Raw genomic sequence first — 14,082 nt, 5'->3', positions numbered from 1 at the left:
TGGGTTTCCTCAGTGGGTGTAGGGGCGGTGCATGTCGAGCTCGCGATTGAGCTCGACGCCGAAGCCGGGGTTGTCGAGGGCGGAGGCGCGCAGGCGTCCGTTCTGGGGCACGGGCTCGCCGATCAGCTGCGGATGGAACATCGGCACGACTTCGGTCGGGCCGGGGTGCATCATCAGATATTCGGCAAACGGCGAATTGTGCCGCGTGATGACGAAATGATAGCTGTAGACCGACGAGCCATGCGGCACGACCATCTTGCCGCGCGCGTCGGCCAGGGCCGAGATCTTCAGCAGCTCGGTCACGCCGCCGCACCAGCCCACGTCGGGCTGGATGATGTCGCAGCAGTCCATCTCCAGCAACATGCGGAAGCCCCAGCGGGTCGCTTCATGCTCGCCGGTGGTGACCAGCATGCCGTTGGGCACGTTGCGCTTGAGTTCGGCATAGCCCCAATAATCGTCGGGGCTGATCGCTTCCTCGATCCACTTCAGGCCATGTTCGTGGGCAGCGATCGCCAGGCGGGTCGCATAGTCGACGTCGAGCGCCATCCAGCAGTCCCACATCAGCCAGAAGTCCGGGCCGCACTTCGCACGCATGTCGGCCAGTTCGGCGATATTCTTCTTTAGGCCCTCCACGCCTTCGGCAGGTCCGTGGTGGAGCGGCATCTTGCCACCGATGAAGCCCAGTTCCTTGGCGATGTCCGGCCGTGCGCCGGTCGCATAGAATTGCAGCTCGTCACGCACCGCGCCGCCCAGCATGTGATAGACCGGCTCGCCGCGCAGCTTGCCGAGCAGATCCCACAGCGCGAGATCGACGCCCGACAGCGCGTTCACGACCAGACCCTTGCGACCATAATATTGCGTCGAGAAGTACATCTGGTCCCAGATCTTCTCGTACTCGGTCGGCGAGCGGCCTTCGAGGAAGCGCGCGAGATGCTTCTCGACGATATAGCAGGCCGGCTCGCCGCCGGTCGTCACCGCAAAGCCGATCGTGCCGTCCTCCGCCTCAATCTCCACCACTAGGGTGCCCAGCACGTTGATGCCGAAGCTCTGCCGGGACTGGCGATACTCGGGGTAGCGGCTCATCGGCGTCGCGATGTGGTTGTCGATCCAGTGCCCCTCGCCCTGATCATGATAATCGGCGCCGCCGCCACGCACCGTATAGGCGCGGACATGCTTGATCTTCGACAGACCCACTGAACCCACCGGACTGCTCCCGTCTTCTCGCAAAATCACGACTGGCGCCGTTCCAATATGTGATACGAACGCCTGCACATCGATACGGGAGCGCCATAACCTGTCTTACGGGTTATGGGCAACACCTCTCCCGAAGCTTTACATTCTCAATTTATGGGATAGGATGTTAGTAGATGAGACGCGACACGTCAAACGACAAAGAGGACAAGCCCGCCGGCTCCCCCGCCGTTGCGGGCAGCCAGACGTTGCTGCGCGGTCTCGATATGCTCGACAAGGTGGTCGACGGGCCGGTGAAGCTGGCCGAACTGTCGCAGCGGATGGAACTGACGCGCTCGACGACGCATCGCCTCGCCAACGCGCTCATCAACCGCGGTTTCCTGACGCACCTGCCGCGGGACGGCTATCAGCTGGGGCCAAAGCTGATCCAGCTCGGCTTTCTCGCGCAGAGCCAGGCCGATATCGTCCAGATCGCCCGCCCGCGCATCGAGGAACTGGCCGCGCAGACCGAGGATACGGTGCATCTCGGCCGGATGGAAAACGATCAGGCTCTCTATCTCGACAAGATTCCCGGCCGCCGCCGCGTCGACATCTCCAGCCGGATCGGCGACCGCCAGCCGCTGACCTCGACCGGCCTGGGGAAGGCGCTGCTGATCGACGCGCAAGAGGCTGAGTGGGAGCGGCTGTTCGACGACGACCAGGCCGGCGGTGCGCCGAGAGCCGATCGCGCCACCTGGTTCGAGCGGATGCGCGGCTATGCCGGGGCGGGTCACGCCTTCGACCTGGAGGAGAATGAGGACCAGATTCGCTGCGTCGCCGCGCCCGTGCGCGACGTGTCGGGCCGGATCGTCGCGGCGATCAGCGTGTCGAGCGCGGCGCAATATATGGACGACGACCGCATGACGACGTTGAGCGCGGACGTGCGCGAGACGGCGAACGCGATCAGCCGGGATCTCGGCTGGACCCCGGACGCCAAGCCGGCGCGCGGGCGGCGGTAGGATTGGATTTTGGGGAGGGCTATCCCCCTCCCCGTTCGTGCTGAGCGAAGTCGACGCACCGTACTTCGATCCGCGAGCGAACGGCCTTGAGGTACGAAGAACGGTGCTTCCACTTAGCTCAGCACGAACGGAAAGTTTTGTATTTTAGGAGAGTGACGTGAAGCTGTTGCAGGGCAAGACCGTATTGGTGACCGGCGGATCGACCGGCATCGGCCGCGCCGCCGCGATCGGGGCGGCGAAGGCGGGCGCGGATGTCGCGATCAACTATCGCAGCAGCAGCGCTGAGGCCGAATCCTGCATCGCCGAGATCGAGGCGGCGGGCCAGCGTGGGCTGGCCGTACAGGGCGACGTCGCCGATCCCGCGGTCGCCGGCGAGTTCATCGCAAAGGCGGTCGAGGGGTTCGGCAAAGTCGACGTGATGGTTTCGAACGCCGGCATCTGCCCGTTCCACAGCTTCCTCGACATGCCGGTCGAAACGGTTCAGCGGACCATGAACGTCAATTTGCTGGGCGGCTATTTCATGTGCCAGGCGGCGGCGCGTCAGATGGTCGAGCAGGGCCACGGCGGCGCCATCGTCGCGGTGTCGTCGATCTCCGCGCTCGTTGGCGGCGAGTATCAGACGCATTACACGCCGACCAAGGCCGGACTCCATTCGCTGATGCAGTCGGCCGCGATTGCGCTGGGCAAGCACAATATCCGCTGCAATTCGGTCCTGCCCGGCACGATCCTGACCGAGATCAACAAGGACGACCTGGCCGACATGGAAAAGCGCGCGCGGATGGAAGCGCGTATCCCGCTCGGGCGGCTGGGCGCGGCCGAGGATCTGGCCGGGCCGATCGTGTTCCTCGCCTCCGACATGGCCTCCTATGTCACCGGCGCGGCGCTGCTGGTCGACGGCGGCGCGTTCGTGAACCTGCAATGAGGGTGCTGTTCTCCGCCGCCGCGCTGGTCGCGGCGACCGCGGCCCCGGCGCAGACGCAGCTTGCGCCCGACCCTGCCCCTACGCCGACGGTCACTCCGGCCGCGACCGCGCCTGCCTATTCGGCGACGCGCATCCTGATCGCGAGCGATTCGACCGCCATGACCTATGGCGCGGATCGCTATCCGCAGCTCGGCTGGGGTCAGATGCTCAGTTGCGCCCTGCAACCCGGAACCGAGGTCATCAACCGCGCGATCGGCGGGCGGAGTACGAGGAGCTTCATCGCCGAAGGGCGCTGGGACAAATTGCTGGCGGAGAGCCGACCCGGCGATACGGTGCTCATCCAGTTCGGACATAATGACGCGAGCAGCAACCGGCCGGAACGCTATGCGCCGGCCGCTACGCTCTACCGCGACAACCTGCTCCGCATGATCTGGGAGGCGAAGGGTCGCGGGCTAACGCCGGTACTGGTCACGCCCCCTGCCCGCCGGTCGTTCCAGAACGGCAAGGCCAAGGCCGACTTCGCCGCCTATAGTGGGGTCATGCGCGACCTGGTCGCGACGACCGGCGTGCCGGTGCTCGACCTGGAGGGCCGGTCGCTCGCGCTGCTCGACGCGACGGGCGAGACGGCGGCACGCAAATATTATCTGCACCTGACAGCCGCCGACAAGGCGCCGGGCTTTCCCAACGGCATCGACGACGACACGCATTTCAGCGAGTTGGGCGCGCGTGCGCTGGCGGATATCGTCGCCGCCGAACTGAAGGGCGCGAAGCTGCCGATCTCCGACCGGGTGCTGGCCGATCGCCCGGACCTGGCGCGAAAGACGCCGCTCGGCGCGGGGCGGTGTCGTTAAAGTGCAGTCAGGCTGCCCCCGGAGCACTGCGATGTTTCGGATCAGCAGATCAGACGGCTAATCTGGATCGCGATGTAATCAGACAAAAGAACTTGGCGCCTACGTTCGTCCGCGTCATATATAATGAGACGAGTGCGCGAACTGTGAGATTCGCGCGACGATCCGGGAGAGTGACATGATCGGCCTATCGACGCTTGCCGCGCGCAGTCTGGGCGCCGCCCTCGCAGCCACCACCGCGATCACCGCCCTCCCCGTTGTCGCGCAGACGCAATCGGCGACGCCCGCCGCGACCCTTACCGTTCGCGCCGACACGCCGGGCGCGAAGATCGACCGCCGCATCTTCAGCCAGTTCGCCGAGCATCTGGGCACCGGCATCTACGAAGGCATCTGGGTCGGCCCGAATTCCAAGATCCCCAATACCCGCGGCTATCGCAACGACGTGATCGCGGCGCTGAAGGCGCTGAAGGTGCCGGTGGTCCGCTGGCCCGGCGGCTGCTTCGCCGACGAATATCACTGGCGCGAAGGCGTTGGCCCGCGGAACATCCGCCCGGTCAAGATCAACACCCATTGGGGCGGCGTGACCGAGAATAATGCGTTCGGCACGCATGAATTCATGGACTTCGCCGAGCTGATCGGGGCGGAGGCCTATGTCTCTGGCAACGTCGGCAACGGCACGCCGCAGGAGATGGCGGAGTGGGTCGAATATATGACCGCGCCTGCCGGTACGCTTGCCGACCTGCGCGCGAAGAACGGCCGCAAGCAGCCGTGGAAGCTGCCCTATTTCGGGCTGGGCAACGAGCTTTGGGGCTGTGGCGGCACGATGCGGCCCGAATATGCCGCGGACCTGACGCGCCGTTACTCCACCTTTGTGAAGGTGCCCGAGGGGACGAAGACGCTGAAGATCGCCAGTGGCGCGAACTCGGTCGACTATAACTGGACCGAAGTGATGATGCGCGACGCGTCGAAGATGTTCGACGGTATCGGCGTGCATTATTACACCGTGCCCGGTCCCTGGTCGAAGAAAGGCCCGGCGATCGGCTTCGACGAGGAGGAATACGCCCGCACGCTCAGCAAGACGCTGCTGATGGACGAACTGATCCGCAAGCACGGCGCGGTGATGGACAAGTACGATCCGAAGAAGCGCGTAAATCTGGCGGTCGACGAATGGGGGACGTGGTATGACCCCGATCCGGGCACCAACCCCGGTTTCCTGCGCCAGCAGAACACGATGCGCGATGCGATCATCGCGGCGATGAACATCAACATCTTTACCCGCTATGCCGACCGGGTGCGCATGACGAACATCGCGCAGATGGTGAACGTGCTGCAGGCAATGATCCTGACGGACGGCTCCAAGATGGTGCTGACGCCGACATATCACGTCTTCCTCATGTACCTGCCGTTCCAGGACGCGACCGCCATCCCCGTCGAGCTGAAATCGCCGTGGTACAGCAAGGACCAGTGGGTGATGCCGAGCGTCAGCGCCAGCGCCGCGCGCGGGACCGACGGGCTGGTCCGCCTCGCGCTGACCAACGTCGACCCGAACCGTGCCGCCACCGTCGCGACGACGCTGACCGGCGTGACCGCGAGCGCGGTCGAGGGCGAAATCCTGACCGGCACGATTGGGGCGCACAACAGCTTCGACCGACCCGACGCGGTGAAGCCCGCGGCGTTCTCGGGCGCGAGCATTTCGGGGGCCACGCTGAATGTGACACTGCCACCGGCATCGGTCGTAGTGCTGACGTTGCGATAAAGCCCGCACATGCTCCCGCGAACGCGGGAGCCTGGAGCCGCGGTCGAAATCGCTTGTAGCCCTGGGCTCCCGCCTGCGCGGGAGCACTGAGTTTCCTAACCCCCATCCCGTTTGCATCCGAGGACAGGTCGCCTATGCTGACACCCATCATTCTGGGCCTGGCCACCATGGCCATCCCGCAGGCTGCCGCCCCCTCACCGCGGATGATCGAAAAGCTCGACCGCGCGCTCGTCGCGGTGCCGGCGGCGCAGGGCGGCGGCAATCATGTGTCCTGGCGCCTGCTGGCGACCGATCCGAAGGCTCAGACCTTTACCCTGCGCCGAGACGGTCGGGTGATCGCGCGCGTGTCGACGAAGGATGCGACGAGCGTCCATGACAAAAGCGGCACCGCAACGTCGCGCTACACGCTCGACACCCCCGGCGGCGCGGTGGCGAGCGCGGGCGTATGGAGCGGCGGCTACCTGTCGATCCCGCTCGACAAACCCGCCGATCGGACGACGCCCGAAGGCGAAACCTATTCGTACAGCGCCAACGACGCCTCGGTCGGCGATCTCGACGGCGACGGACGGTACGAGCTGATCGTCAAATGGTATCCCTCGATCGCCAAGGACAATGCCTTTGCGGGCTATACCGGCGAGACGTTGCTCGACGCCTATACGCTGGACGGCAAGCGGCTGTGGCGGATCGACCTGGGCCGCAACATCCGGTCGGGTGCGCATTATACGCAGTTCATGGTGTTCGACTTCGACGGCGACGGCCGTGCCGAAGTCGCGATGAAGACCGCCGACGGCACGATCGACGGCACGGGCGCGGCGCTGGGCGATAGCAAGGCGGACTGGCGCGCGACCGGCGGCGAGCAGCCGTCGAGCGACCGCACCGGCTCCGACACCAATGCCACCGGCCAGCGGGTCGCGCGCACCAAGGGCCGCATCCTGTCGGGGCCGGAATATCTGACCGTGTTCGACGGCCGCACCGGCAAGGCGCTCGCCAGCGCGCCCTACGCCCCCCACCGCGCACCGAGCGGCGACAATCCCACGCCCGAGGAAATGACCGCGGTCTGGGGCGACGGCTATGGCAACCGGTCGGAACGCTATCTGGCCGGCGTCGCCTATCTCGACGGGCGGCGTCCGAGCATGATCTTCGCGCGCGGCTATTATGGCCGTTCGGTGCTGGCGGCATGGGACTTTCGCGGCGGGAAGCTGACGCCGCGCTGGGTGTTTGACAGTGCGACACCGGGCAACGAAAAATACGGCGGCAACGGCAACCATCAATTGTCGGTCGCCGATGTCGACGGCGATGGCCGCGACGAGATCGTCTATGGATCGATGGCGGTCGACGACGACGGCAAGAGTCTGTGGTCCTCGGGGCTCGGGCACGGCGATGCGATGCATGTCGGCGACCTCGACCCGACGCGACCGGGCCTGGAGAAGTTCGGCGTCCACGAGACTATGCGGATGAGCGGCAACCGCGGCGCGGCGATGCTCGATGCTCGGACTGGCGCGCTGCTATGGTCGACCCCGGCGGACAAGGATACCGGCCGCGGCATCGCGATCGACATCGACCCGCGTCATGTCGGCGACGAAGCCTGGGCCTCGAACTCGCGCGACCTGTACGATGCGCGCGGCAACGTCATCCCCGGCGGCCATCCGCGCGCGGCGAACTTCGGCATCTGGTGGGACGGCGACCGCCTGCGCGAACTGCTGGACGGCAAGCGCATCTCCAAGTGGAACTGGACGACCGCGACCGAAACGCCTCTACTCGACCCCGACGGCGTCGTGTCGAACAACGGGACGAAGCAGAACCCGTCGCTCAGCGCCGACATCCTGGGCGACTGGCGCGAGGAACTGGTCGTGCCGTCGAGCGACAGCCGCGAAATGCGCATCTACATCACGCCGTGGCCGACGATGGAGCGGATCGTGACGCTGATGCACGATCCCGTCTATCGGTTGGGCGTCGCGTGGCAGAACACGGCGTATAATCAGCCGCCGCATGTGGGGTATTCCCTGGGGGCGAAGTGATCTCGGACTGCCCCCTCCCCGTTCGGGCTGAGCCTGTCGAAGCCCTGCCTTTCTTTCTGGCCAAACGCTATGCCGCACGAAGAGGAAAGACAGCCCTTCGACAGGCTCAGGGCGAACGGGGTGTGTGATGCGGACGGGAATTGTAATCGACGTCCGCGAGCACGGCGCAACCGGGACCGGCGCCACGCTCGACGGCCCCGCCATCCAGTCCGCCATTCGCGCCGCCCACGCAGCCGGCGGCGGGATCGTCGTCCTGCCACCGGGTCGCTATCTCAGCTTCTCGCTCCGCCTGCTCAGCCGCGTCACCCTCGCGATCGAGCCCGGCGCGACGCTGATTGCCGCGACGCCCGGTCCGCTCGGCGCCTACGACCTGCCCGAGGATCGTGGCCCCCAGCTCTTTCAGGATTTCGGCCACAGCCACTGGCACAACAGCCTGATCTGGGCCGAAGATGCCGAGGACATCGCGATTTTGGGCGGCGGGCGGATCGATGGTCATGCTCTGACCCGCGATGGCCCGGGCACGCCATGGAAGCCACAGTCGGGCGAGCGCCCGCTGTCGATGGCGCGCATGACCGCGGACGAGGTAGCGCAACTCGAACGCACGCCCGAGGCGATGCGGGGTCTGGGCAACAAGGCGATCGCGCTGGCGCATTGCACCCGCGTCGCGATCCGCGACCTGACGATCGACCGCGGCGGGCATATCGCCGTGCTGGCGGGCGAGGTCAGCGATCTGACACTAGCCGACCTGACCATCGACACGATCCGCGACGGGATCGATCTCGATTGCGTGGCCCGCGCGAAGGTCGAGCGGTGCCGGGTCAACTCGCCCAACGACGATGCGATCGTGCTGAAGACCAGCCTGGGGCTCGGCCGACGCTCGGTATGCGAGGAGGTCGAGATCCGGGACTGCACGGTCAGCGGCTATGACGTCGGCACCCTGCTCGACGGAACGCTCGGCCGGACGCAGCAGATGGCGCCCGACCGGGACCGCGTGACCGGGCGGATCAAGCTCGGCACCGAAAGCAACGGCGACTTCCGCCGCATCCGCATCGCCGACTGCCGCTTCGACCGCAGCCGCGGGCTGGCGATCGAGACGGTGGATGGCGGGACCATCGAGGACGTGCGCGTGTCGGGTGTAACGATGGACGAGGTCACCACCGCGCCGCTGTTCCTGCGCCTCGGCGCCCGGTTGCGCGGTCCCGAAGGCACGACGCCCGGCGCGATCCGGAGCGTGTCGATCGAAGGACTAACCGCGACGGGAATTGACCCGCGCTTTGCAGCGACGATCGCCGGCATCGCGGGGCACCGGATCGAGGACGTGCGACTGTCGGACGTGGCGCTGCACTATGTCGGGGCGATCGACGCCGTCCCCGCCGATCCGCCCGAACTCGCGGATGCCTATCCCGAGCCGAGCATGTTCGGCCCGACCCCGGCCTGGGGGCTATGGGCGCGGCATGTTCGGGGGCTGGACGTGCGGGAGCTGACGCTGTCGCGGGATAGGGAGGATGGGCGGCCGCGGGTGAAGCTGGACGATGCGGACGGCCCCTCTCTCCCCCGTTCGTGCTGAGCTTGTCGAAGCACCGCTCTTTAACCCACACGCGCTGTCCTCGCGGCACGAAGTACGGTGCTTCGACACGCTCAGCACGAACGGATTGGGTTTGACCCACACCCCAACAAACGCTACCATATCCTGCATAAACATCCCACATGGTGGGCAGGAGGGGCAGTGACGACCACCCACGCATTCCGCATGCAGCTGAAACCCGGCGTCGTCGCCGAGTATAAGGCGCGCCATGATGCGATCTGGCCGGAACTCGCCGACTTGCTGCACAAGAGCGGCATCCGCGACTATTCGATCTTTCTCGACGAAGAGACGCTCGCGCTGTTCGCGGTGTTGAAGCTGACCGAGGACAACGATCGCGATGCGCTGCCCGACCATCCGGTGATGCGGAAATGGTGGGATTATATGGCGCCGCTGATGGAAGTGGAGCCGGGCAACAAGCCCAAGGAATGGCCGCTTACGCCGCTGTTTTACCTGGCATGAGCGCGCGCATCAGCCAAGATTCCGTTCGCCCTGAGCCTGTCGGGCACCCATCAAAGTATGACTTTGATGGGCCCCTGGCCGAAGGGCCGTACTTTGATAAGCCCGCCACCCGCTCGCGGCACGAAGTACGGTGCTTCGACAAGCTCAGCACGAACGGGTTGGGGCGAGCGCTCTGGCTGCTCCTCGCTTCGACGGCCCTCGCCCTCCCCGCCGCCGCCCAAGACGCCAAACCCACTGCAAACCTGTCCGCCCCCGTCAAAACCTTCGGCCGCGTCTCCTATGACGCGCGGTCGCTAATGATCGACGGGCAGCGCAAGGTCATCTGGTCGAGCGAGATGCACGCGTTCCGCCTGCCCTCGCCCGACTTGTGGCGCGACGTGTTGCAGAAGATGAAGGCCAGCGGCTTCAACACCGTCGCCTTCTATTTCGACTGGGGCTTCCACAGCCCGAAGCGCGGGGTCTACGACTTCAGCGGCATCCGCGATATCGACCGGCTGCTGACGATGGCGGAGGAAGAGGGTCTCTACGTCATGACCCGCGCCGGGCCGTATGTGAACGCCGAGCTGACGCGTGGCGGCTTCCCCGGCTGGCTGGTCAACCAGCGCAGCCGCGCCCGCACCGACGACCCCGATTACATGGCCGCCGCCGACGAATGGCTGACCCAAGTCCACGCGATCATCCGCAAGCATCAGATCAACGGCGACGGCAAGGGCAACCGCGGCACCGTCATCCTGCACCAGATCGAGAACGAGCTGGCGCTGACCACCGCGTCGCAGCGCCGCTACATGGATCATCTGTATGCCAAGGCGCGCGCCGACGGCATCACCGTGCCCATCTTCCACAACGACCAGGGCCGCAACGGTTACTGGGTGCCCGAGGACAGCAAGGTCGAGAAGGTCGTCCACGGCCCCAACGACATGTATGCGTTCGACGGCTATCCCGGCGGCACCTGCACCGTCGGGGGCAAGGTCACGCGCGGGTCGGCCGCGCCCGACTGGGGCTATTACGGCCCCGGCGGGGCGAAGGGCGGCGCGTCGGCCAGCCCCAACACGCCGGGCTTCCTGGCGGAATTCGGCGGCGGCTGGTTCGATTACTGGGGATCGAACGGCGGCTACGAATGCAACGCCCGCCAGCGCGGCAAGCGGTTCCAGCGGGTGTTCTACGGCACGAATCTCGCCAACGGCATCGGCATCCAGAGCTTCTACATGGGGTTCGGCGGGACCAGCTGGGGCTGGCTGCCCGCGCCCGTCGTCTTCACCAGCTACGACTATGGCTCGGCGATTTCGGAAACGCGCGAGGTTCGCGAGAAGGCCGAGGAGCTAAAGCAGCTCGGCGGCCTGATCCGCGCGGTCCCCGACCTTGCGGGCATGATCCCTGCGGGTGCGCCGACCATCTCGTCGCCGAACATCCAGGTCTACCATAACAAGTCGCCCGAAACCGACGCGCGCTTCCTGATGGTGACACACAAGCCGTCGAACGGGCAGAGCGACGATCGCTTCACCGTAGCCGCCGACCTGCCGGACGGCCGCTATACGCTGCCGATGCAGCTGAGGGGCTTCGACGCGAAGTGGCTGATCGCGGGCGTCAACCTGGGCGGGCAGCGGCTCGTTTATTCGACGTCGGAATTGCAGGCGCTGACCAAGCACGCCGGCGGCGACCTGATGCTGCTTTACGGTCGCACGCAGGAGCCGGGCGAGACGGTGCTGCGCTACGCCAGCGAGCCGCGCGTGACGGTGCTCGACGGGCAGGTCACATCGACCTTCGCGTCCAACGGCGACCTGAAGCTCGGCTACACCCACGGCACCCTCGCCCGCGTCCGCATTTCAGGCGGCGGGCGGCCCGACCTGACGCTGCTGATCGGCGACGAGGCCGAGGGCGTGAAGTTCTGGCAGGAAGGCGACATGCTCGTCCGCGGGCCGGCATTGGTCCGCTCGGGCGCGCTGAAGGGCGGCACGCTGGCGCTGACCGGTGACACGCGGGCGGAGGAGCCGCTGGAAATCTGGGCACCGGGCGCGATCCGCCGGGTGACGTGGAACGGCGTCGTCCTGCCCACCCGCGCCGCGGGCGGGACGGTGGTCGCGACCCAGCCCCTCCCCGCGCCCGCCAGCTTCACGCTGCCGACACTGAAGTGGCGTGCCGCGCCCGGCTCGCCCGAGACGGCGCCGGGCTATGACGACAGCAAGTGGCAGGCGATCGACACCCGCGCCTATGCCAGCATCACCGCGCGGCCCGATGGCCAGCCGAACATGCTGATGGACGCCTATGGCTTCCACGAAGGCGACGTCTGGTATCGCGGCCGCTTCCAGGGCACGCCCGCGGCCGAGCGTATCCAGATCTATTACGGCGCCGGCGGGTCGGGGATGATTCAGGTCTTCCTCGACGGCCAACTGATCGGTGATCATGAGCTGCCCTCCGGCCTGCCCCGCCCGATCACCACCGGCACCGCGACCTTTACGTTGCCCGAAGCAGCCCGCACGCCCGGCGAGCATGTGCTGAGCGTCATGCTGCGCAACAACGGCCACAACTGGGATCTCGACGCCGACGACTTCCACAAGGAAGCGCGCGGCATCGTTTCGGCCTCGATCGAACCGCGCGTCGGCCCCAGCTTCTCTGTGCCGATCGCGTGGAAGATCCAGGGTCGTGCCGGTGGCGAGGACATCGCCGACCCGGTCCGCGGCGTCGCCAATTCGGGCGGGCTGGATGGCGAGCGGCGCGGCTGGCATCTGCCGGGCTTCGACGATCGCGCGTGGAAAGCCACCGTTCCGGCCGCAGCGGGCACGACCTGGTATCGCTCCAGCTTCGACCTCGCCGTGCCCAAAGGCCAGGACGCGACGATCGGCCTGGCGTTCGGCGACACGACGAAGCCCCGCTCCACCGGCCGCTACCGCGTGCTCATGTTCGTCAACGGCTGGAACATGGGCCAGTTCATCGCGAACATCGGCCCCCAGCGTGTATTCCCGGTGCCGGAGGGCATCCTGAACCACCGCGGGCGCAACACCGTCGCGCTCGCCGTCACCTCCGACGGTGCGCCCGAAAACGCGCTCGAAGCGGTGAAGCTCGTTACCCTGCGGACCGTGCGCGGCGGCATTCCCGTCGCGCCCGTCGCCGCTCCCACCAAACCCAGTGAACTCAAGGCAGACTGATGGCAGCCCTTACCCACGACGTCCCGCGCCAGACGGTGGCGGACAAGATCGACCTCCTCATGGACAACCTCGTCAACATCAAGGACGAGACCGGCGAATTCCTGCTTCATCTGGAGGACGGCCGCATCATCGACACCAAGGGCTGGGCCGGCTGGGAATGGACCCACGGCGTCGGCCTGTTCGGCATGTGGCGCTATTTCGAGCAGACCGGCGACAGGAAGGCGCTCGACATCATCAAGGGCTGGTTCGCCGATCGCTTCGCCGAGGGCACGCCGACCAAGAACATCAACACGGTCGCGCCGTTCATCACGCTCGCCTACCTGTATGAGTACGAGCCGGACCCGAGCTACATCCCATACCTCGACACGTGGTGCGAATGGCTGATGGCGCCCGACGGCCTGCCCAAGACCGAAGAGGGCGGGTTCCAGCACATCGTCTACAACGACGAGAATCCGGGCGAAATGTGGGACGACACGCTGATGATGAGCGTGCTGCCGCTGGCCAAGATCGGCCTGCTGCTGAACCGCCCGCATTACGTCGAGGAGGCGAAGCGCCAGTTCCTCGTCCACATCAAATATCTGTTCGATCGCAAGACGGGCCTGTGGTTCCACGGCTGGGACTTCAACGGCCGGCACAATTTCGCCGAAGCCCTGTGGGCGCGCGGCAATTGCTGGGTCACGATCGCGATTCCGGAGATCATCGAGATCCTCGACCTGCCGCAGGGCGACGCATTCCGCACTTTCCTGATCGACACGCTGGAAGCCCAGGTGAAGACGCTGGCCGAGACGCAGGACGAAAGCGGCCTGTGGCACACGCTGGTGATGGACCCGACGAGCTACCTGGAGGCCTCGGCCACCGCGGGCTTCGCCTATGGCATCCTGAAGGGCGTGCGGAAGGGATACCTGCCGCGCAAATATGAGGCGGTCGGGATCAAGGCGGTCAAGGGCGTGCTCGACAACATCGACGCGACCGGCGAGCTGCAGCAGGTCAGCTTCGGCACCGCGATGGGCGACACGCCGCAGTTCTACAAGGACATCCGCCTGACCTCGATGCCCTACGGACAGAGCCTGGCGATCTGTGCGCTGGGCGAGTTTTTGCGGACGTATATCTGACCTAAGTCACCCTCACCCTTCCACGCCTTCGGCGCTCCCTCCCTCTCCCA

Annotated in this window: 10 protein-coding genes; 9 read left to right on the top strand and 1 reads right to left on the bottom strand. The window is 66.2% G+C overall.

What is annotated here, in order from left to right; genetic code table 11:
• Positions 1–9: 9 nt before the first annotated feature.
• Positions 10–1,194 (bottom strand): L-rhamnonate dehydratase, encoded by a 1,185-nt coding sequence (rhmD, locus tag ACFSC3_RS02050; protein WP_380938549.1) that lies wholly within the window; start codon positions 1,192–1,194, stop codon positions 10–12.
• Between the two features lie 173 nt (positions 1,195–1,367).
• On the opposite strand from rhmD, the gene ACFSC3_RS02045 reads away from it, so the two are divergent.
• The 9 genes from ACFSC3_RS02045 to bglB all read left to right on the top strand — a co-directional run bounded on the left by ACFSC3_RS02045 (position 1,368) and on the right by bglB (position 14,032).
• Complete coding sequence (locus tag ACFSC3_RS02045; RefSeq protein ID WP_380938229.1) at positions 1,368–2,189, top strand: IclR family transcriptional regulator; 822 nt, start codon at positions 1,368–1,370, stop codon at positions 2,187–2,189.
• 157 nt (positions 2,190–2,346) lie between these two features.
• Complete coding sequence (locus tag ACFSC3_RS02040) at positions 2,347–3,111, top strand: SDR family NAD(P)-dependent oxidoreductase (protein ID WP_380938227.1); 765 nt, start codon at positions 2,347–2,349, stop codon at positions 3,109–3,111.
• On the top strand, positions 3,108–3,962 hold the full coding sequence (locus tag ACFSC3_RS02035; protein WP_380938225.1) for a rhamnogalacturonan acetylesterase: 855 nt from the start codon (positions 3,108–3,110) through the stop codon (positions 3,960–3,962). The genes ACFSC3_RS02040 and ACFSC3_RS02035 overlap by 4 nt, the downstream gene beginning before the upstream one ends.
• Before the next feature lie 175 nt (positions 3,963–4,137).
• Positions 4,138–5,715 (top strand): alpha-N-arabinofuranosidase, encoded by a 1,578-nt coding sequence (locus tag ACFSC3_RS02030; protein WP_380938223.1) that lies wholly within the window; start codon positions 4,138–4,140, stop codon positions 5,713–5,715.
• Positions 5,716–5,849: 134 nt separating this feature from the next.
• Positions 5,850–7,733 carry a rhamnogalacturonan lyase gene (locus ACFSC3_RS02025; RefSeq protein ID WP_380938221.1) on the top strand — a complete coding sequence of 628 codons (1,884 nt, stop codon included), beginning with the start codon at positions 5,850–5,852 and terminating at the stop codon, positions 7,731–7,733.
• Positions 7,734–7,860: 127 nt separating this feature from the next.
• Positions 7,861–9,300, top strand: a complete 1,440-nt coding sequence (locus tag ACFSC3_RS02020) for a rhamnogalacturonidase (RefSeq protein WP_380938219.1) — start codon at positions 7,861–7,863, stop codon at positions 9,298–9,300.
• Positions 9,301–9,483: 183 nt separating this feature from the next.
• The gene (locus ACFSC3_RS02015; protein WP_380938547.1) at positions 9,484–9,777 is read left to right on the top strand and encodes an L-rhamnose mutarotase; all 294 of its coding nucleotides are present in this window, start codon (positions 9,484–9,486) and stop codon (positions 9,775–9,777) included.
• A 296-nt stretch (positions 9,778–10,073) separates the two neighbouring features.
• Positions 10,074–12,920: a beta-galactosidase gene (locus ACFSC3_RS02010; protein WP_380938217.1), complete on the top strand. Its 2,847-nt coding sequence runs from the start codon at positions 10,074–10,076 to the stop codon at positions 12,918–12,920.
• Positions 12,920–14,032 (top strand): beta-galactosidase BglB, encoded by a 1,113-nt coding sequence (bglB, locus tag ACFSC3_RS02005; RefSeq protein ID WP_380938215.1) that lies wholly within the window; start codon positions 12,920–12,922, stop codon positions 14,030–14,032. Before ACFSC3_RS02010 ends, bglB begins: the two co-directional genes overlap by 1 nt.
• Positions 14,033–14,082 lie beyond the last annotated feature (50 nt).

Origin of the sequence: Sphingomonas floccifaciens (genome assembly GCF_042681125.1) — a bacterium.
Taxonomy (GTDB): Bacteria; Pseudomonadota; Alphaproteobacteria; order Sphingomonadales; family Sphingomonadaceae; genus Sphingomonas; species Sphingomonas floccifaciens.
The sequence above is the reverse complement of the archived record's forward strand: the minus strand, read 5'-3'. Positions and strand labels throughout refer to the sequence as shown.